Annotated in this window: 20 protein-coding genes and 1 pseudogene; 15 read left to right on the plus strand and 6 right to left on the minus strand. The window is 68.8% G+C overall.

Annotation, left to right across the window (positions count from 1 at the left end; all coding sequences use genetic code 11):
- Positions 1-23 precede the first annotated feature (23 nt).
- On the plus strand, positions 24-1241 hold the full coding sequence (locus ACIQMV_RS24880) for a PP2C family protein-serine/threonine phosphatase (RefSeq protein ID WP_402595647.1): 1218 nt from the start codon (positions 24-26) through the stop codon (positions 1239-1241).
- 147 nt (positions 1242-1388) lie between these two features.
- Here the strand turns inward: ACIQMV_RS24880 and ACIQMV_RS24885 are convergent.
- Both ACIQMV_RS24885 and ACIQMV_RS24890 read right to left on the minus strand, forming a co-directional pair.
- Positions 1389-1640 (minus strand): annotated as a pseudogene (locus ACIQMV_RS24885) (dihydrofolate reductase family protein); the annotation flags it as partial.
- 157 nt (positions 1641-1797) lie between these two features.
- Positions 1798-2385 carry a TetR/AcrR family transcriptional regulator gene (locus ACIQMV_RS24890; RefSeq protein ID WP_401771846.1) on the minus strand — a complete coding sequence of 196 codons (588 nt, stop codon included), beginning with the start codon at positions 2383-2385 and terminating at the stop codon, positions 1798-1800.
- 99 nt (positions 2386-2484) lie between these two features.
- On the opposite strand from ACIQMV_RS24890, the gene ACIQMV_RS24895 reads away from it, so the two are divergent.
- The 3 genes from ACIQMV_RS24895 (at position 2485) to ACIQMV_RS24905 (ending at position 5177) form a co-directional block, all read left to right on the plus strand.
- Positions 2485-3468 carry an aldo/keto reductase gene (locus ACIQMV_RS24895; RefSeq protein ID WP_402595649.1) on the plus strand — a complete coding sequence of 328 codons (984 nt, stop codon included), beginning with the start codon at positions 2485-2487 and terminating at the stop codon, positions 3466-3468.
- 256 nt (positions 3469-3724) lie between these two features.
- A complete protein-coding gene (locus ACIQMV_RS24900; protein ID WP_402595651.1) occupies positions 3725-4420 on the plus strand; it encodes an epimerase in 696 nt (231 codons plus the stop codon).
- Positions 4421-4709: 289 nt separating this feature from the next.
- Positions 4710-5177: a nuclear transport factor 2 family protein gene (locus ACIQMV_RS24905; RefSeq protein ID WP_402595652.1), complete on the plus strand. Its 468-nt coding sequence runs from the start codon at positions 4710-4712 to the stop codon at positions 5175-5177.
- A 421-nt stretch (positions 5178-5598) separates the two neighbouring features.
- On the opposite strand, the gene ACIQMV_RS24910 is transcribed toward ACIQMV_RS24905, so the two are convergent.
- The gene (locus tag ACIQMV_RS24910; RefSeq protein WP_402595653.1) at positions 5599-5859 is read right to left on the minus strand and encodes a hypothetical protein; all 261 of its coding nucleotides are present in this window, start codon (positions 5857-5859) and stop codon (positions 5599-5601) included.
- 648 nt (positions 5860-6507) lie between these two features.
- Here ACIQMV_RS24910 and ACIQMV_RS24915 point away from each other — a divergent pair.
- From ACIQMV_RS24915 to ACIQMV_RS24940, 6 genes are all read left to right on the plus strand, one after another.
- Positions 6508-7227, plus strand: a complete 720-nt coding sequence (locus ACIQMV_RS24915; protein WP_402595654.1) for an ABC transporter substrate-binding protein — start codon at positions 6508-6510, stop codon at positions 7225-7227.
- Between the two features lie 38 nt (positions 7228-7265).
- Positions 7266-8336: an amino acid ABC transporter permease gene (locus ACIQMV_RS24920; RefSeq protein ID WP_402595656.1), complete on the plus strand. Its 1071-nt coding sequence runs from the start codon at positions 7266-7268 to the stop codon at positions 8334-8336.
- A 3-nt stretch (positions 8337-8339) separates the two neighbouring features.
- Entirely contained in the window at positions 8340-9089 is a 750-nt protein-coding gene (locus ACIQMV_RS24925; RefSeq protein ID WP_141367706.1) for an amino acid ABC transporter ATP-binding protein, read from the plus strand.
- Positions 9090-9112: 23 nt separating this feature from the next.
- A complete protein-coding gene (locus tag ACIQMV_RS24930) occupies positions 9113-9904 on the plus strand; it encodes an acetoacetate decarboxylase family protein (RefSeq protein WP_402595658.1) in 792 nt (263 codons plus the stop codon).
- Positions 9905-9977: 73 nt separating this feature from the next.
- Positions 9978-10667: a GntR family transcriptional regulator gene (locus tag ACIQMV_RS24935; protein ID WP_172633303.1), complete on the plus strand. Its 690-nt coding sequence runs from the start codon at positions 9978-9980 to the stop codon at positions 10665-10667.
- A gap of 13 nt (positions 10668-10680) precedes the next feature.
- On the plus strand, positions 10681-11472 hold the full coding sequence (locus ACIQMV_RS24940; protein ID WP_401771862.1) for an SDR family NAD(P)-dependent oxidoreductase: 792 nt from the start codon (positions 10681-10683) through the stop codon (positions 11470-11472).
- Between the two features lie 331 nt (positions 11473-11803).
- On the opposite strand, the gene ACIQMV_RS24945 is transcribed toward ACIQMV_RS24940, so the two are convergent.
- Positions 11804-12793: an NAD(P)-dependent alcohol dehydrogenase gene (locus tag ACIQMV_RS24945; RefSeq protein ID WP_402595660.1), complete on the minus strand. Its 990-nt coding sequence runs from the start codon at positions 12791-12793 to the stop codon at positions 11804-11806.
- 657 nt (positions 12794-13450) lie between these two features.
- Here ACIQMV_RS24945 and ACIQMV_RS24950 point away from each other — a divergent pair.
- Genes ACIQMV_RS24950 through ACIQMV_RS24965 form a run of 4 tightly spaced genes read left to right on the plus strand, consistent with a single transcriptional unit; the run spans position 13451 to position 16142 of the window.
- Entirely contained in the window at positions 13451-14299 is an 849-nt protein-coding gene (locus ACIQMV_RS24950; protein ID WP_402595827.1) for a transporter substrate-binding domain-containing protein, read from the plus strand.
- Positions 14251-15168 (plus strand): amino acid ABC transporter permease, encoded by a 918-nt coding sequence (locus tag ACIQMV_RS24955; protein WP_402595662.1) that lies wholly within the window; start codon positions 14251-14253, stop codon positions 15166-15168. The genes ACIQMV_RS24950 and ACIQMV_RS24955 overlap by 49 nt, the downstream gene beginning before the upstream one ends.
- Positions 15165-15959 carry an amino acid ABC transporter ATP-binding protein gene (locus ACIQMV_RS24960; protein ID WP_402595664.1) on the plus strand — a complete coding sequence of 265 codons (795 nt, stop codon included), beginning with the start codon at positions 15165-15167 and terminating at the stop codon, positions 15957-15959. The genes ACIQMV_RS24955 and ACIQMV_RS24960 overlap by 4 nt, the downstream gene beginning before the upstream one ends.
- Positions 15960-15980: 21 nt before the next feature.
- On the plus strand, positions 15981-16142 hold the full coding sequence (locus ACIQMV_RS24965) for a hypothetical protein (RefSeq protein ID WP_401771871.1): 162 nt from the start codon (positions 15981-15983) through the stop codon (positions 16140-16142).
- On the opposite strand, the gene ACIQMV_RS24970 is transcribed toward ACIQMV_RS24965, so the two are convergent.
- A complete protein-coding gene (locus ACIQMV_RS24970) occupies positions 16126-17322 on the minus strand; it encodes an erythromycin esterase family protein (protein WP_402595666.1) in 1197 nt (398 codons plus the stop codon). The two genes, ACIQMV_RS24965 and ACIQMV_RS24970, sit on opposite strands and share 17 nt — an antisense overlap.
- A gap of 58 nt (positions 17323-17380) precedes the next feature.
- Between ACIQMV_RS24970 and ACIQMV_RS24975 the strand changes: the two genes are divergently transcribed.
- Positions 17381-18112, plus strand: coding sequence for a TioE family transcriptional regulator (locus ACIQMV_RS24975; RefSeq protein WP_141367697.1), 732 nt, complete (start codon positions 17381-17383; stop codon positions 18110-18112).
- A gap of 185 nt (positions 18113-18297) precedes the next feature.
- Here the strand turns inward: ACIQMV_RS24975 and ACIQMV_RS24980 are convergent, their stop codons facing one another.
- Positions 18298-19278 (minus strand): zinc-dependent alcohol dehydrogenase family protein, encoded by a 981-nt coding sequence (locus tag ACIQMV_RS24980; RefSeq protein ID WP_402595669.1) that lies wholly within the window; start codon positions 19276-19278, stop codon positions 18298-18300.
- Between the last annotated feature and the right edge of the window lie 26 nt (positions 19279-19304).

Raw genomic sequence — 19304 nt, forward strand, 5'->3', positions numbered from 1 at the left:
CCGGGAGGGTGTAAGTAGAAAATATGCGCCTGCGGCAGCGGCTTTCACACCGCCCTCGCTCACGGCAGGCCGGTGACGCTCTGCTGGCGCTTCCGCTGGGCTTGATCGTGGCGATCGTGCTGGTCGACGTACTGGCCCCACATGGTTTGCCGCTGGGCCCGTCGCTACTGATCGTGGCGCCCGCGCTCGCTGCGTCCTTCGCCTCCACCCTCGTCACCGGGGCGATTGCCGCTCTGACTGTGGTGGGCATGCTCGTCATCGGTCTTCAGAGCGGCCACCTGCTGGGTGGCACGATGTCCTTCGGCTCGCAGTTCATCGCCCTGCTGGTGGTGTCGGTGATCGTGACCGTCTTCCGATATCTGCGCGAGCGGCACGCCCGTGAGCTGGCGCTGGTGCGGATGGTGTCGGAGGCCACCCAGCGGGTGGTGCTGCGGCCGCTGCCGCGGCGGATCGGTCCACTGCGGGTGGGATCGGTGTACATGGCGGCGCAGCAGGAGTCCCTGATCGGCGGCGACCTGTACGCGGCCGCCCGCACTCCCACGGGTACCCGGCTGATCATCGGCGATGTGATGGGCAAGGGCCTGACCGCGATCAGCGACGCCGCTTTGCTGCTGGGAGCCTTCCGGGAAGGCGCACACCGTCAGGCCAGCCTCCCCGACCTCGCGTCCTACCTGGACCACAGCGTGTACTGGAACCTGACCGACTCCACCGAGGCGGGGGCGGCCGGGGAGTCGTTCATCACCGCCGCCATCCTCGACATCCCCGACGCGCTGCCCCAGGTGCACATGGTCACCTGCGGGCATCCGCCCCCCGTACTGCTGCACGGCCGGAACGTCTCCACACTGCACGCCACCTGCCCCGCGCCACCGCTGGGACTGGGCGCGCTGACCGGTCACCGCTACCGCGTCGACACCTTCGCGCTCGAACCCGGAGACACGCTGCTGCTGCACACCGACGGGGTGATCGAGGCACGAGATGCCCAGGGCGTCTTCTACCCGCTGGCCGAGCGCGCCGGCTCCTGGGGCCACCACAGCCCCTCCGCGCTGGTCCATCACCTGCGCACCGACTTGCTCGCCCACGCCGGTGGACACCTGGCCGACGACGCGGCCATGGTCGCCGTCCAGCGCAGCCGTCGGCCCGTGTCCACCGAGGAAGCCGACCGCCCACCTGCTCGGCCCGCCAGAGAAGGCGACCAGGCACCCGACTCGGAGACCATCTCCGATCCCGGCATGACACGTTGAGCGGGTCGGTGCGGATCAGCCGGCGATCCATCCGGCACCGCGTGAACGGAGTCGCACATGGTCAGGAGTGAGTGCTGAAACACACGACGAAGGGTGCCCCACCGGGGCGCAGTTGACTACTCGATGTACAGATGGGCAACGCCGTCGTCAGAGGACGTCGTAGGTCAGGTGCGTCGCGGTCGATGTCGAGGTCACGCTTCGCCGCACCAGTGTGCGCGGCGCTCCGCCGGGGAACAGTGGCGTCCCTGCGCCCAGCAGGACGGGCATGAGGTGCAGCGTCAGCACGTCGACCAGGCCGGCGCCGAGCGCCGAGCCGATCGTGGCGCCGCCGCCCATGAGGACGACGTCGAGGTCTGTGTCGCTGTCCGACGACGCCCCCTCGGCGCGCTCGCGGGCCGCATGCGTGCGGCTGACCGTCGAGGCCCGCGCGGCGCTGCTCGGCCGACGGCTGCTGCGTCACGGACCCGGCGTCCGCCCCGGACAGCCGGGACAGCAACCCGGCGAACCTTCCCGGCTGGAGCACTGGGTGACGTTGCCGGCGAACGACCGGATCGTGTTACGAGCCCTCAGCAGTTCTCTGACTGATCCGGCGGGCGGCCTCGACGACTGCCGAGCGGTGCAGGGCCAGTCGCTCCGGCGACCAGGACCGGCTGACCTGTCCGGGGTCGACGTCCTCGGCGGCCCAGAACCATGCCTGGGCCATGGCGAGGACCATGGTCAGGAGATCGTCCGGCTGTATCTCCGGGGCGAGATCGCCACGCTGCTGCGCGTCGGCCACTTCCGCGGTTTTGCGTCGGAAAGCATGCGGTTCGAGTCCGGCGACGGAGGGGCGTTCCAGTAGCCTCCACAGTCGCAGGCGCATCAGGTCCGGCCGGGCGACGAGGTGGTCGAAGATCGCGCCGGCGTATCCGGGCAGGTCCTCGACGTCGAACGGGACCGACTCGGCGCCCTCTGTCATCGCCCGTTGCAGCACCTCGTCGAACAACTGTTCCTTGTTGCCGAAGTAGACGTAGATCAGCCGCTTGTTCGCACCCGCCGCCTCGGCGATCCGGTCCACTCGGGCGCCGGCGATGCCGTAGGCGGCGAATTCGGTGAAGGCGGCGTCGAGCAGCCGGGCCTTGGTGGCACTGGAGTTCCGTGGCATGTTCGCCACCCTAGCAAGTAACTATCTAGTTATTGACACCCGCGGGCAGTCGCTCTACGGTATGTATCTATCCAGTTAGATACCTGGGGAGGAACTCTTATGGAACACCGCGCACTGGGCCGCCTGGGACTGACCGTCGGCATGCAGGGCCTCGGCTGTATGGGGATGAGCGTGTTCTACGGCGCCATCGACGAGACCGAGGCGCTGGCCACGATCGACCGCGCGCTGGAGCTGGGCGTCACCCTGCTGGACACCGCCGAGAGCTACGGCCCCTTCGCCAACGAGCGGCTCCTCGGCAAGGCGCTGGCCGGGCGCCGGGATGCGGCCGTCCTCGCCACCAAGACCGGCGTGGAGATCACCGATGAAGGCAACGTGCTCGACCTGAACGGCCGGCCCGAGTACGTGCGCCGGGCACTCGATCGTTCGCTGCGGCACCTGGGCATGGACCACGTCGACCTGTACTACCTGCACCGCATCGACCCCAAGGTGCCCATCGAGGAGACCGTCGGCACGCTGGCCGAGCTGGTTGCCGAGGGCAAGGTCCGCCACATCGGCGTGTGCGAGGCGTCCGCCCAGACGATCCGGCGTGCCCACGCCGTGCACCCGCTCACCGCTGTCCAGACCGAGTACTCGCTCTTCGAACGCGACATCGAACACAACGGCGTGCTCGACACCCTGCGCGAACTGGAGATCGGGCTGGTCGCCTACTCCCCGCTGGGGCGTGGCTTCCTCTCCGGCGCCATCACCAGCCCCGACGACTTCGCCGAGAACGACTGGCGCCGGACGGACCCCCGCTTCCAGGGCGAGAACTTCGAGCGCAACCTCGACGTCGTCCGCGAGGTGCGCCGCATCGCCTCCGCCAAGGACGTCACGCCCTCCCAACTGGCCCTCGCCTGGGTCCAGCATCAGGGCGCGGTCGCCATCCCGGGCACCAAGCGCCGCCGCTATCTGGAGGAGAACATCGCCGCGACCGATGTGACCCTCTCCGCCGAGGACCTCTCCGCGATCGAGACGGTGGCCCCGCACGGCGTGGTCATCGGCGACCGCTACGCGCCCGAGTTCATGGGCACGCTCAACGGCTGAGACCCGACCAGCGCCCCGCTGAACTGAACGACGCGCCGTGGCTTCCTGGCGGGCGGGCGGATCGAGACGACCTCGCCTCCGATGCGCTGCCCGCTGGGGAACTGCGTGACCTCCTGCCCGTGCTTGCCCTGAGCAGCACCCCGCTCACGCCCGCCATGGGCGCCGGATTCGACCGTGAGCACCGGCGCGCCACCGTCGTCGACCGCCACCGCGGTATCGCGGACCTGAACCCTCACCCTCTACCTGGAGTCTGCCCGTGAAAGTCGTCATCTTCGGCGCGTCCGGCATGATCGGACAGGGCGTACTGCGCGCCTGTCTCCTCGACCCCGCCGTCACACGTGTGCTGGTGGTGGTCCGCAGCCCGCTGGGCATCAGCCATCCCAAACTGCGGGAAGTCATCCACCAGGACTTCACCGATCTGTCCGCCATCTCCGGACAACTGGCCGGTCACGACGCCTGCTTCTACTGTCTCGGCATCTCCTCCGCCGGCCGCAGCGAGGCCGAGTACACCCGCATCACCTACGACTGCACCCTCGCCGCCGCACGTGCCGTCTCCGCGTCCAACCCCGGACTGACCTTCACCTACGTCTCAGGAGAGGGCACCGACAGCAGCGAACGCGGCCGGACCATGTGGGCCCGCGTCAAGGGCCGCACCGAGAACGCCCTACTGGCCATGCCGATGGACACGTACATGTTCCGCCCCGGCTATATCAGCCCCCTCCACGGGGCAGTCTCCAAGACGCCGGCGTACCGAGTCCTCTACGCCCTCACCTCCTGGCTCTACCCGCTGCTGCGCCGCCTCTCTCCCGGGCACACCACAACCACCGAACACATCGGCCGCGCCATGCTCGCCGTCACCCGGCCCGGAGCAGTCGAGCAGCGGATCCTGTACAGCCCGGAGATCAACCGATTGGGCGGCGAGAGCGCAGCCACAGCGACGAAGACGGGGTGATCGACCGCCACTTCACTGGTGCCGCAAACCCATGATCCGGCGGATCCTGCCCGCCGAACGCGCCGGCCTCCGGACGCCGATCCTCACGTCCACGGAGCCGCTGACGCTGCCCCGCAAGACGGCTGGGACGCCGCGAGTTCCGCGATCAACGGCTCACGGCGCCAGGGGTGTTCACGTGATCCACGGGAAGGGTGTGGCCGCGCGGACACACCCTTCCCGATGCCCAGAACATCGCACCGACGCGACTTTTGTTACCCATTCGTCAAGTATTTACCCGAGGGAGAACGACATGGCTTCCCATTCCGCTCTATCACCCCAGGAGGCCGCCGACCGGCTGGCCATCCGTGAACTGATCGACGCCTATGCCCACTGTGCGGACCGCCGCGACGCGAAGGGGCAGCTGGCGCTCTTCACAGACGACACCCGGTTCCTCGCTTTCATGGACGCCACGGCTGCTGAGCCGACTCAGGAGCTGCACGGCCGCGACTCTCTGGCCCCGGTCTTCGACAATCTGAACACGTACGAAACCACCACTCACTTCAACGGGCAGAGCACGATTTCGCTGGACGGAGACCGGGCAACGGCTGAAAGCTATTGCCTGGCTTATCACTTGTCGGTGGATGGGGACGGGCAGCGTACGCTGATGATCGCCTCCATCCGCTATCTCGACGAACTCGTCAAGCAGGACGACGAGTGGCTGTTCGCCGAACGCAGACTGCTGGTCGACTGGACGGAGACGCGCCCCTCCGTCGCCTGACCCGGCCGAGCTTTCTCACCACAGCTTCGAACTGGCCAGAACAGGCAGGGACCGGCCGTCGAGCTGATCGAGGACACGCTCACGGGCAGGGGTACGCAGCCTGGAGGCGCTTCAGCCCGTCCGGTCAGCGAGGCCACCCGGCGGGCCCTCCAGGCGAAGGCGAACTCGGCCGGCTCGTCGGCCGGCAGCGCCTGGCCCCATGCGTCGTGTCGCCCAGAACGGCTCGCCGCCGGAACTCACCATGGAAGCCGCGAGGCGCTGTAGACGTACGCGGTGTCGGCCGGCCAGCGCGCCTTCATACCCCCGGGTGCCGGGGGCGTGTGGCGCAGCCGACTGGCCGCTCGCGGGCGGACGACGCTGACCGGGGCCGCTGAACATGGGCGCAGCAGGCGGGAATCGCCCCCGTTCAGGGACGAGGATGTCAATGATCGACCGTGAAGATCGCCGCCCGGTCGTTCTGCGCTGCCGTGCGGTGGAAGTTCTTCAGTCCAGGCAGGAATGTCCGGGTGTAGGCGATGTCCTGCGCGTGGCCGGTGCCGTGGTCAGCGTCGAACGTGAGCGTGGCGAAGCAGTCGCGCAGGCACCGCCCGTCACGTGGTTCCGAGGCTGCCGCGACCTCGCTGACCTGCTCCGCAGAGTGACGTAGCAGCCGAATGTAGTTGTCGCCTTCGTGCAGCGGCACCCCGCCGAGGATGACGTGCGCGACCAGGGGAAGTCACCGTCGCGCCAGGAGCCGCAGGCCCGTCCACATCACGCTGCGGTCGGCCCGGTCCACGTCGGCGGCGAGCGGTCCGACGCTCTCACGGACGACGGCCTCGAGCTCGTCGGACCAGGGGTACGGGGATCCTGCCCTGCTCGCCTGCGTATTGACGCACCTCGATACGAGTAGTCACCAAACGCCCCGCGCTGCCCTGGAGTCAAGCACTCCGCCCGGCGCGACGAGAGCAGCACGCGCCGCCACCGCGTGAAAGAGACGAAGCACGTCGGAGCCACCACCGGTGTGATCGAAGTACCCGCTCCAGGCAAAAAGTCTCCCTTCGGGTCTGGTCAGGCTGGCGTGATGTTCGGTAGCGTCACGCCCACATCACTGACATGTCAGTGAAATTCCACTGACGTCGGGGGCTTGGCGTCGGTTGCTCCGATGTCGCCGGAAACGGCCCCACGAGACGAGGTTCTAGTGAAGAAGTCGCTTTGGCGCGGCAGCGCCGTCGCGGTGGCCGCGGGGCTGTTCGCCCTCACCGGCTGCTCGAGCACACAGGGTTCGGGGAGCGCGCAGGGGGGACGTCCCTTCGGGGACTGCGCGGTCACGAAGAATCCGACGGTGCACAGGATGGAGACCCGTGAAAGCGGTGCGCTGACCGTGGCCGCCTCGCTCCCCTACCCGGCCGGCTACCGCGGGAACACGCTCGACTCCGTCAACGGCGGCTACATGTACTGCCTGGACGCGGAGATCGCCAACCGGGCCGGACTCAAGAAGATCAAGCTCGTCAACGCCTCCTTCGAAGCGCTGGTGACTGCCAAGACGTCCAACTTCGATTTCGCCCTCTGGGACATCTACGACACCCCCGAGCGGCGCCGGGCGGTGGATTTCTCCACCCCGTACAACACCTATGAGACGGGCGTCCTGGTCAAGAAGGGCTCCGCTCTCACCCAGTCCTCGATCAAGAACGCGACGGTCGGGGTGCTCGCCGGGTCGGTGCAGCTGAACTACGTGAACAGCACCCTCAAGCCCAAGCAGGTGCGGGTGTTCAACTCCAACGACGACCTCTTCAACGCCGTGCTGGCGGGCCAGGTCGACGCGGCGCTGAACGACACCGCCACCGTCATGCCGAGGGCCGCGAACTCGGGCGGCAAGCTCGAAGTGATCGGCAAGTACCCGGTCGGCGGCAATGTGGCGGCGCTCTTCTCCAAGGGCTCGCCCAATGTGAAGGTCGTGGACCAGATCCTCGCCGACATGAAGAAGGACGGCACCCTCGACGCGATCATGAAGAAGTGGCTCAACCCGATCCTCGGCGGCGACCCCCACGGGCTGCCGGACTGGAGCGCGTGATCATGGCCACCAGAGCACCCGGCGCAAAAGCCGGGGCCATGAGATCGCAGACCGCCGCCGCGGAGCCCACGCCCGCCGCCCCGCTGGCCACCTCCGGTTATCTGGGCGCCGCCGGGGTCCTCGCCCTGCTGGCGACCGTGCTGTGCTACCAGTTCACGGGCACCGCGGTCACCCGCTCCCAGCCGCTGCACCTGTTGCTCGGCGTCGTACTCCCGGTGCTGGTGCTGGGCGGGCCCTTCCTCCTCTCCTACAGCCGCAGCAAGCAGTCGGAGCGGGAGTGGGAGGAGGGACGGTACGCCGAGGCGCGGGTCGCCGCCTCCCGGTCGCGGGACGCGTCGGTCTCCTCGCTGGGACTGACCGGGTTCGTCGCCGTCGCCGCCCTGGTGGGGCTTCTGGTCTTCACCAACGACGGCGCCGTGCAGAAGACCTTCTTCAACGTCTCCTACATGACCAAGAGCCTCGGCGACATCTTCGGGGCGCTGGTCGTCAACATCGAGATCGCGGTCGGCGCCCAGCTGCTCGCCATGCTCTTCGGACTGCTGCTGGCCGTCGGACGGCTGCTTCCCGGAAAGGGGTTCTGGCCGGTCCGCGCGCTGTGCATCGCCTATATCGACGTCTTCCGCGGTATCCCCTCGGTCGTGCTGATCTACCTGGTCTGCTTCGGCCTCCCGCTCACCGATGTGCCGGTGCTCAGCAAGGGCGACCCGATCGTCTACGCGATCGTCGCGCTGGCCATGACGTACAGCGCGTACAACGCCGAGCTGTACCGGGCCGGCATCGAGTCCATCAACAAGGGGCAGACCTCCGCGGCGCTGTCCATGGGGCTCTCCCAGCCCGACGTCTACCGGTTCGTGATCTTGCCGCAGATGGCCAGGAACATCGCCGCGCCGATGCTGAGCCAGTTCATCGGCCTGCAGAAGGACACCGCCCTGGTGATCGTCGTCGGGATCATCGACGCGTTCAGCCAGGCCAAGATCTACTCGGCGAACGACTTCAACCTCTCCGCGGTGACCGCGGTGTGCTTCGTCTTCGTGCTCATCACCATCCCGCAGACCCGCTTCGTCGACTACCTGCTGGCACGCTCCGGCACAAAGCTGAAGAGAGTCTGAGCCATGACAGAACCCTTTGTCCTGCTGGACCGCGTCACCAAGAGATACGGTGACCACACCGTGCTCGACGAGGTGGACCTCGCCGTCGCCCGGCACGACGTGGTCACCCTCATCGGGGCCTCGGGCTCCGGCAAGTCCACCCTGCTGCGCTGCGTCAACGGCCTCGAACCGATCCAGGGCGGACGCATCTCGCTCGCCGGGGACGTCATCTCGGGCGAGGGTGTGGACCTGGTCGGGCTGCGCCGCCGGGTGGGCATCGTCTTCCAGAGCTACAACCTCTTCCCGCACATGACGGTCCTGCGCAACTGCACCCTCACCCCCGTCAGGGCCGGCATCGCCTCCAAGGAGCGTGCGGAGGCCGACGCCCGGGTGATGCTGGAGCGGGTCGGGCTCCGGGAGAAGGCCGACGCCTACCCCGACCAGCTCTCGGGCGGCCAGCAGCAGCGGGTGGCCATCGCCCGCGCCATGCTGATGCGTCCCGAGGTACTGCTGCTGGACGAGATCACCTCCGCGCTCGACCCGGAGCTGGTGATCGAGGTGCTGAACCTGGTCCGCGAACTGGCCGGTGACGGCATCACCATGATGATGACCACCCACGAGATGTCCTTCGCCCGGGAGATCTCCTCCAAGATCTGCTTCCTCCACCAGGGATCGATCCTGGAGGAGGGACGCCCGGAGCAGATCTTCGACCAGCCCGCCACCCCGGAGTTGAAGACGTTCCTCCGCCGGATCCATGAAGCCGGCCGGGACTGACCTTTTTTCTAATGGAGTTGACGATGAAGCAGAACTACGACGTCCGGGACTTCTTCACCTACCTCGGATACCCCAGCGGCGATCAGCCCTACTGGTCGGAGAACCTGCGCAGCCTCTCGGTGTACTGCAAGGGCGACGCCGACAACCTCCGGGAACTGCTGGAGCCGACCCCCTTCGAACTGGCCGACGACCGGTTCGTGGTGCAGATCGCGGACTTCGCCAACGCGACTCCGGGTTCCTTCTACGACTCCGGGGTCGTCATCCCGGTCCGCTACCGGGACCACGTCGGGGTGAACTACTACTTCGAGTACGAGGACCAGCCCTGGAGCGTGGCCTTCGGCCGGGAGGTGTGGGGCTACCCCAAGCATTACGGGGAGATCCAACTCACCGACTCCGCAAGCCGGGTGGCCGGAACCGTACAGCGCGCGGGCGAGCAGATCTTCGGCATCTCGATGGTGCCCCAGGACGGATACTCGAACAAGGCGTGGGCCGACATGGCGCTCTACCCGCACCTCCAGGTGCACGCCCTTCCGGAGGCCAACGGCCCGGGCTTCAGGACCTTCGAGATCGTCTCCCGCGACACCTCCAAGGACTTCGTCCTGCGGAGCAAGTGCTTCGGTCCGGCGGAGCTCGAACTGGGATCCGCGCTCAGCGTCAACGGTGTGCAACTCAAGGTCGTCGAGGTGCTCGGCGGCGAGTACTCCGTCGGCGACTACGCCTGCACCGTGGAGAACGGCATTTCGACAGTGATCGACGACCTGCTGGCGGACGGTCCGGAAGCGCGGCCGCAGCGGGCCTCCACCGTCGCCGAATAGCCTTTCCCCGTCATCCATTTGGTGGCGCCGACGGCCTGTCCCGCGGCGCCGCCCACAGAGAGGGTTGGACACAGTGCGTCCTGCGTACGTCCCTGGCAAGCATGCGGCCAAAGCCGAGGCCGGATCAGCGAACCTGCTCAGTGAGTCGGCCCACGCGGCCCTGCGCTCACGGCTGGTCAGGTGCGAGATCATGCCCGGCGAGCGGCTCAGCGAGGCGGAACTGCGCAGCAGCCTCCAGCTCGGCGCCTCGCCGGTACGGGAGGCGATCCGGCGACTGGAGTTCGAGCAGCTTGTCGTGATCTTCCCGCGCAGCGGAACGTTCGCCACCGAGATCGCGCTGAAGGACTCCCGCTCCGTGATGGAACTGAGGCTGCAACTCGAGGGCCTGGCCGCCACCCTGGCCTGCACCCGCGGTTCCAAGGCCGAGAAGGACGACCTGGTCGCCCTCGCCGAGCGGCAGTTCGGCACCACCGATCTCCAGGAATGCATCGACCTGGACGCGGAGTTCCACCGCAGCGTCTACCGGATGACGCGGAACGACTACCTGATCACCACCGCCGAGATCCATTTCAACCTCGCACTGCGCCAGTGGTACTTCTGCTCCAAGGTGGTGCAGACCCCCGACTGGACCGGCGTCGACCACCGCCCGCTCGCCGCGGCCATCGCCGAGGGCGACGCCGCCACCGCCGACGCGCACATCCGCGAGCACGTACTGCACGACTCCCAGCAGGTCGTCACCATCCTCACCGACTACGGACTCTAGGAAGGACCCGCCCATGCGGGGCAGCGACGCCACCGTGCACTCCCTCTTCTCCCTCACCGGCCAGACCGCCCTGGTCACCGGGGCGGCCGGCGGCCTGGGCCTGGCCCAGGCATTGGCACTCGGCCGGGCCGGAGCCAGGCTGATCACCTCGGACGTCAGCCATGAGGCCGCCAAGACCGCCTGCGACCGCCTGCAAGAACACGCAGTGGACTGCATCCCCCTAGCACTCGACGTCACCTCCAAGGCGAGCATCGACGCCGCCTTCGACACACTGGAGGCCAACGGCTACAGCCCGGACATCCTCGTCAACAACGCGGGCGTCTCACTGCGCAACAGCGCGCTGGAGGCCACCCTGGAGGAGTTCGACACCACCCTCTCGATCAACCTCCGCGGCACCTACTTCACCGCGCAGCGCGCCGCCCGGGCCATGCGCCGCCGTGGCCACGGACGCATCATCAACCTCGCCTCCATCGGCGGTCTGGTGGTGGACGGTGAGCGCTCCTCGGTATACGACGCCTCCAAGGCAGCCGTCGTCCACGTCACCAGGAACATGGCATACGAATGGGGCCCGCACGGCATCCGCGTCAACTCCATCGCCCCCGGCTACATGCGCACCAACATGACCTCCGACCTACTCCCCACTCCCGAAGCAGAAGAGCGGATCGTTCGCGACCACATCCCACTCGGCAGGGTCGGCGAGCCGAGCGACCTCAGCGGCGCAGTCGTCTTCCTGGCCTCCCAGGCGTCCTCCTACGTCACCGGCCACACCCTGACGGTCGACGGCGGCTGGACCGCGGCGCTGTAGCAATCACCCCCACCCGCGACCGCCCCCAAGACCCGCCACCCCCTCGGCCGGTACGGCTGCCACGGGACGGGGCGGGGACAGGGTCGGCTGCACGGGGGGGCGGGCCGGGTGATCCCGCCCTGAGCCACCGGGCCGGCGAGCTGCTCCGGGCCCCTCAGCGGGAGCCCCTCGGTGTCCTGGCAGCGGAAGCCGCGACCGTTGTGGGCACGGGTGAGCGATTCCGTATACGGACCACCGCATTGTCGGCAGCGCGCCTGCTGTCGCTGGGCGAGGACCTCCTGCGCTCGGTCGCAGGGCTGCGGGGAGCCGTGCAGGACCGGCAGCCCGTGCGTCAGCGCACAGTGATCACGGTCTTGCCGCGGGAGTGGCCCTCCTCCACATGGCGCATGGCCTCGGCCGTATCGGCCAGGGAGTAGGTCCGGCCGACCACGGGAGTGACCTGACCGGCCTCGATGAGCGCGGTCACCGCGAGCAGGTCCTCGTGGGCCGGACCGCCCGGGGTCGCCGGGATGATCGGGCGCAGGCTGTGCCGGGTGACCGCGTTGACCGCGGCCAGTTTCAGCATGGAGCCGATCGCCCCGAACACCCGGCCGGGTGAGCCGCCGCCGTTGGCCACCAGGACTCCGGTCGGGGTGAGCGCCCGACGCAGTCGGCCCGGCGGAAGGTTGCCCACGTTGTCCAGGATCACGTCGTAGCGGGCGCGTCCGTCGGTGAAGTCCTCGCGGGCGTAGTCGATGACGTGCGCGGCGCCCAGTGAGCGCACCAGTTCGGTGCTGCCAGCGCTGCACACGCCGGTGACCTCCGCGTCCAGGCCGGCCGCGATCTGAACGGCGAAGGTGCCCACGCCGCCACCCGCCCCGTTGACCAGCACCCGGTGCCCGGCCCGGACCCGGCCCACCGTGCGGATGCCGCGCAGTGCGGTCACCGCCCCCATCGGCACGGCCGCAGCCTGCTCGAATGACAGACGCTCGGGCTTGGGCACCACCAACTCCGCCGTGGCGCACGCGTATTCGGCGAACGCCCCCGCGCAGAAGCCCAGTACCGGAGTGCCGGGCCGGAGCCCTCCTACGCCGGCGCCGACAGCCTCCACCACTCCGGCCGCGTCGATGCCGGCCACCCGGTACTTCGGACGGCTCAGTCCCATGCCTCCCATCAGCCGCGCCGCGTAGGGGTCGCCGCGCATCATGTGCCAGTCGTAGGGGTTGAGCGCGGCGGCGTGCACACGAACCAGCACCTGGCCGGCCCCGGCCGGGGGCCGGTCGACCTCCTGCAGCCGCAGGATGTCCGGCGGCCCGAACCGCTCCTGGAGCACTGCCTTCATCGCCCTGCCCCCCATCTCCTCGGGACCCGTCACGACCGACACATGACCGCCGCGCGGGTGAGGGCACGGTAGGCGTACGCGGTACAGCCGTCAATGGCCGTCGACCGGCGGGACGGGGCGCTCGGCCCACGGGGAGCCGTACCGACAGGGATCACCCTGCGGCCGTAACTCCCCGGCTGCCACGCCGTGTCCGGGTCGCCGCCCACCGCGGCGTCACCCGATCGAGCGCATGGGAGGAGCCGCGGTCCACCGCCCACCAACTGTCCGTGCGCGGCCTGTTGTCGCGGGAGACCGCCCAGCGCGTCGGTCGCCGCCTCCGCGTGCACGGCGACATGAAGTCGGTCTCCGGGTGTTCGGCGAGGGCGGCGCGCACCCGCTCCGCCGTGACCGCCGTGCGGAACAGCACCGCCAGGCCGTGCACCGCAGTTCCGCAGTCCCGCCGCCCCGCCGCCCCGCCGCCAGTCGCCAGTCGCCAGCCGCCAGTCGGCGAAGCACGGACGGAGTCGAGGGTAACCAGCAGGACCCTTTCCTCATCCGGCCGTTGACGTCCCGGAGGGCGATACGCGCCCGGAATCACCTATGTCTCAGGTTCTTTTTGAGAGGGTCAAAGATCTCCTTATAATCTGCATGCGCATGTCCCCCATAGAGAGGTCCCCCGTGAACACGCTCCTCGGACGCCGGGTCCGCATCCTGGCCGCCATCACCGCGACGGCCGGGGCGGTGCTCGTGGCAGGCTGCACGTCGAGCGGCAGCGGCGGCACGGGCAAGTCGGCCGACGGCGGGGTCGACCTCGTCAAGGCGGGCCGGCTCACGACCTGCACGCATCTGCCCTACCCGCCCTTCCAGTCGGAGATCGACGGCAAGGTCCAGGGCTTCGACGTCTCCCTGATCGACCTGGTCGCCAAGGACCTCGGGGTGAAGCAGCACATCCTCGACACGCCCTTCGAGAACTTCAAGACCGGCGCGTTCCTCAACTCCGGCGAGTGCGATCTGGCCGCCGCGGGCATGACCATCACCGCCGAACGCAAGAAGAACGTCGACTTCTCCGACCCGTACTTCGACGCGACCCAGGCCGTCCTGGTCGACAAGAAGAGCGGCATCACGTCCCTGGCCGATGTGAAGGCCAAGGGCAGGAAGCTCGGTGCCCAGGCGCAGACCACCGGGGAGGACTATGTGCGGGGACAGGGCTTCGACCCTGTCTCCTTCGAGTCCTCCGACGCCGTCCTCAACGGCCTGCGCACCGGACAGGTCCAGGCGGTCGTCATCGACTACCCGGTGGTCCAGGGCTGGCTCAAGGACAAGGCCAACGCCGACGCCTTCAAGGTGGTCGGCAACCTCGACACCGGTGAGCAGTACGGCTTCACGGTGAAGAAGGGCAACTCCCAACTCCTCGCCGCGGTCAACAAGGCGATCAAGGACGCGAAGGCCGACGGCACCTACAAGAAGCTGTACGAGCAGTGGATCGGCCCGTACACCCCGTCCGCCGCCTCGCCGTCCGCCTCATGAGCGACACCACCGGCACCGCCGACACCACCGGCACCGCCGGCACCGCCGGCGCCGAGGTCCGACCCCGCAGAAGACGTCTGACCCGGAGCCGACGGCGCACGCTCTCGCGCGGCGTCCAGTACGCCGTCTTCGTCGCCGCCGTGATCGCCTTCGCGGCCGCGGCCGACTGGGGCCGACTGCAAAACCAGTTCGCGCAGGCGGACATCGCACGGCGGATGTTCCCGGACGTCATCACCCTGGCGCTGAAGAACACCGTGCTGTTCACCCTGACCGGCTTCGTCGTCGGCCTGGTCCTCGGCATGGTCATCGCGCTGATGCGGCTGTCGTCCGTGGGCCCCTACCGCTGGGTCGCCGGGGTCTACATCGAGATCTTCCGCGGTCTGCCCGCCCTGCTGATCTTCATCTTCGTCGGTGTGGCCGTGCCACTGGCCTTCCCCGGCACGGAGATCATCGGGGGAACGTACGGCAAGGTGGCCCTCGCGCTCGGACTGGTCTCGGCCGCCTATATGGCGGAGACGATCCGCGCGGGCATCCAGGCCGTGCCCAAGGGACAGATGGAGGCGGCCCGTTCACTGGGCTTCTCGCCGGCCCGGGCGATGATCTCCATCATCGTTCCGCAGGCGTTCCGGATCATCCTCCCGCCGCTCACCAACGAACTGGTCCTGCTCTTCAAGGACTCCTCGCTGGTGCTGTTCCTCGGCGTCACGCTGGAGGAGCGCGAACTGTCCAAGTTCGGCCGGGATCTGGCCAGCCAGACCGCCAACTCCACACCGATCCTGGTCGCGGGCCTGTGCTATCTGCTGGTCACGATCCCGCTCGGATTCGTGGTGCGCCGCATGGAGGCCAAGGCCCAGGGAGCCGTCAAGTGAGCATTGCCCCCGAGATACTCGTCCGCGGCCTGCACAAGTCCTTCGGGGACAACGAGGTGCTGCGCGGCATCGACCTGGAGATCGGCCAGGGTGAGGTGGTCTGTGTCATCGGCCCCTCCGGCTCCGGCAAGTCGACTTTGCTGCGCTGTGTGAACCTCCTGGAGGAACCCACCGAGGGCCAGGTCTTCGTCGGCGGCACCGAGGTGACCGACCCCGATGTGGACATCGACGCCGTACGCCGCCGTATCGGCATGGTGTTCCAGCAGTTCAACCTCTTCCCGCACCTCACGGTGACCGAGAACCTCACACTGCCGCAGCGCCGGGTCCTCGGTCGGGGCAAGGCGCGGGCCGCGGAGATCGCCGCCGAGAACCTGGAGCGCGTGGGCCTGTCAGAAAAGGCGGACGCCTATCCCTCCTCCCTCTCCGGCGGTCAGCAGCAGCGCGTCGCCATCGCCCGCGCGCTCGCCATGGGCCCCGAGGTGATGCTCTTCGACGAGCCCACCTCCGCGCTCGACCCCGAGCTGGTGGGCGACGTCCTCGCCGTGATGCGCATGCTCGCCGACGAGGGCATGACGATGATGGTCGTCACCCATGAGATGAGCTTCGCGCGGGAGGTCGCCGACCGGATCGTCTTCATGGACGGCGGGGTGATCGTCGAGGACGGCACACCGGATCGGGTCATCGGGAACCCCGCTCACGAACGCACCCGGCACTTTCTGTCCCGGCTCCTGGACCCCGCGAAGGCACAGGTCGAGGAGGAGAAAGCGGGCCGGGCGGGTGAGAGCGGGTAGCACCGAATCAAGGTGCGGTACATGAGTGATCGCGCGGTGCCGCACGTGAAGGGACGGATGCTCGTCTCACCGCAGCAGGTCCGCGACGAGCCGCGGGTGGTCGGCGGCCGGATCTCGTACGACCGGCCCGTCGGCGCCCGTGCCATCCGTAGCCGTAGCGCTCTGTCTACGGGACGTCCCTGACGAACACGATCGCGTCGCTGTCCGCCAGTTGGGCCGGGTCGAGTGGGGAGTAGCCGAACCAGGGGGATACGCGGGGCGCGGGCGGGGTGTCGCCGAGGACGGTGGCCAGCCGCGGGGCGTCGATGACGCAGCGGTGCTCCGGGAGCGCGTACAGAAGCCCTTCGACGGTGTCCGCGGACGGGGCGTCCACGCCCTGGTGTCGGATGGTGCCGAGAGCCGTGGCCACGAAGGCGTACTCCTCACCGAGTTGGGCGCTGACCAGCGCACCGGCGCTCCACCACTCCACCGGCCCCTGCCACATCCGCATCGTGCTCTTCTCCCGTTGGAGGTGGGAGTTGTGGGCGTGGACGAGTGCCGGGCCGCGAGCGGCTACGGCAAGGAGGTTGTGGGCCATCATCACATCCCGCAGCGCGCACAGCCGCGTCATGCGGGCCGGTGAGGTGTCGGCCATCCAGTGGTGGTAGCGCAGCAGACCGGTGGCGGTGCGCCCGTAAAGGCGTGCCCGGTCCCAGTCGTCGTGCGAGGTCGCGGCGAGCAGGTGGGGTGTCTGCGCGTCGAACAGCGCCACAAGATCGTCGGCGAGCAGCCGTAGCTGCTTGGCCTCGGCCGACTGCCCCACGGAGTGGGCCGGTTCCATCATCGCGGCGGGATTGGTCCACCGGTCGTCGGCGCCGAGCAGGCGGTCGAGTGTTTCCGCGGCGCAGGGGAGCAGGTCCGCGTCCACCCGAACCGAGAGGTAGGTGTGGAGTGCGGTGAGGGCCTGCCGGGGGCTCGCGGCGCCGGTGATTTCCAGCGGGCCGTCGAAACCGGCGAAGCGGAGCCGTTCGGACGCGGGCCGGCCGTCGTTGTAGGCGCGCATCCAGCGCACCAGCTCGCGGTTGGCCTCAAAGGTGCCCCAGCCGTGGCTGAATCCGCGTTCCATGGCCTCGTCGAGGGTGCCCGTTCCCGTGGTGACGTGGCCGTCAACGACCAGACCCTTCAGGCAGTCGCTCTCGATCGCGATCGTCCGGTACCCCTCCTGCTCGACGAGTTCCTGGAAGAGCTCGTTGCGCAGGGTGAGCAGAGCGTCCTCGCCGTGGGTGGGCTCGCCCAGGGCGAGCAGCCGCGGCCGGGCCGGGAGCAGCCTCATGACGGCCGCCGCCTCGACGGCATGGGCGGTGTCCTTGATGTCGGTAGCCATGCCTTCAACGGTATCGTTGAACTCTCGGTTGAAACTTTTCCTCGATATCGTCGGCTCCATGGGGAGAAACTCTCAAAACGGCGAGCGGCTCAGGCCGGTTGATCTGGCACGCGGGCACGGTCTGTCCACGCAGGCGATCAGGAACTACGAGGAAGCCGGCATCCTCCCGGCCGCCGGTCGCACACCCCACGGCTACCGCACCTATACCTCGCTGCACGCGGGGGCCCTGCGCGCGTTTGTCGCCCTGGTGCCCGGCCACGGCCACCGGACGGCGACGTCGATCATGCGGGCGGTGAACGAGGGCGCGGCCGACGAGGCGTTCCGTCTCATCGACGAGAGCCACGCACAGCTCCTCGACGACCGGCGGACCCTCCGAGCCGTGGAGAACGCCCTCCGCGACCTGGAGCCCACCACGGCGTCCGAGCAGGCCACGGTGTCCGGGCCCGGCGGCACGTTCATCGGACCGCTGGCGGAAAAGCTCGGCATCCGGCCCGCGACGCTGCGCGCTTGGGAACGTGCCGGGCTGGTGCGCCCACGCCGCGACCCGCGGACCGGATACCGCGTCTACGACGAGGCCGACGTACGGGACGCCCGGCTGGCCCACCAACTCCGGCGCGGCGGCTACCTGCTGGAGCAGATCGCCCCGCTGATCGCCCAGGTGCGGGCGGCCGGCGGGCTGGAGCCACTGGAGGCCGCACTGAGCGACTGGCACGGCCGGCTGTCCGCCCGCGGGCGGGCGATGCTGACCGGGGCCGCCGAGCTGGAGGCGTACCTGCGCAAGCACGGATGAGACTACGGCCGTCAGGTGAAGAGAGACTCCCAGGGCAGACGTACTCTGGCGTGCGACGTTGCGGGGACGGTCTTGGCCATGTCGTCCATCCCCGCACTGAGGAGGTCAAGTCCACCCAGGCTCTCGTGCGTTGCACGCCTGGGTGCTTCCGCCAGGAACGGCGCCGACCGGGAATGCCCCGGTTGTCACCTCTGCGGCTCGATAAGGATCTTCCCTGCGGGTCCGGCTGCCGGGTCTTTGAGGTGGCCGGCGAGTTCGCTGAGCCCGATGCGTTTCCCGACGGCCGTGCGCAGGCGTCCGCGGCGCAGGTTCTCGAAGACCGGCGCGAAGAGCCCGGACAGGTGCTGCCCGCCGTCCTTCTGAACGGTGTCGCGCAGACGGAAGAGTTCCACGCGTACGTCCCTGCGGCCGTTGAGGCACTCCACCGAGAGCGGCGTTCCCGACAGCAGGCCGTAGTGGACGAACACGCCACCGCCGGCCGTCAGCGTGAACACCTCTTCGCCCACGCCGCCACCGACGCAGTCGAAGGCCACATCGACGCCGTGGGGGCCGATCGCCGACCGCAGCTGTTCGCGCCACCCGGGCTCGTTCGTCCGGATCACGGCCCGCCACCGGGACGGCTCGGCCACAGTCCGCCCCGGCGTTCCCCGCACGACCCCGACCGGTGTGACACCGCGATCGGTCAGGAGTTCCGCCAGGTGTCGCCCGATGGCCGATGTCGCCGCTGTGACCACCACATTCCGCACGCCCGGCCGACAGAACCGCTCGACCATCATGACGGCGGTCAGGGGGTTGATGTAGGCGAAGCAGGCGACCTCATCGGGAAGATCGTCCGGCACAGGAACACACCAGGAATGGTCGAGTCGCTTGTACTGCTGCCAGGCCCCAGCAGACCCCAGCGGCAGGACACGCCGGCCCACCGCCGCAGCGGGCACCCCCGGACCGGCAGCGTCGATCACACCCACGCCCTCGAACCCCGGGACCATGGGAAACGAAGTCCGCGAACCGTAGGCACCCGAGACAGTGATCTCGTCCGAGGGGTTGACGGTCGACGCGACCACGCGCACCACGACCTCCCCCGTGCCAGGAGCCGCAGGCCCGTCCACGTCACGCAGCGTCAGGACCTCGGCGAGCGGTCCGGGCGAACCGGCAACGGCAGCCAGCACCAACAGCCTCCCTACCGTGTGCACCC

Origin of the sequence: Streptomyces sp. NPDC091412, from assembly GCF_044756885.1 — a bacterium.
In the GTDB taxonomy this organism is placed as follows: domain Bacteria; phylum Actinomycetota; class Actinomycetes; order Streptomycetales; family Streptomycetaceae; genus Streptomyces.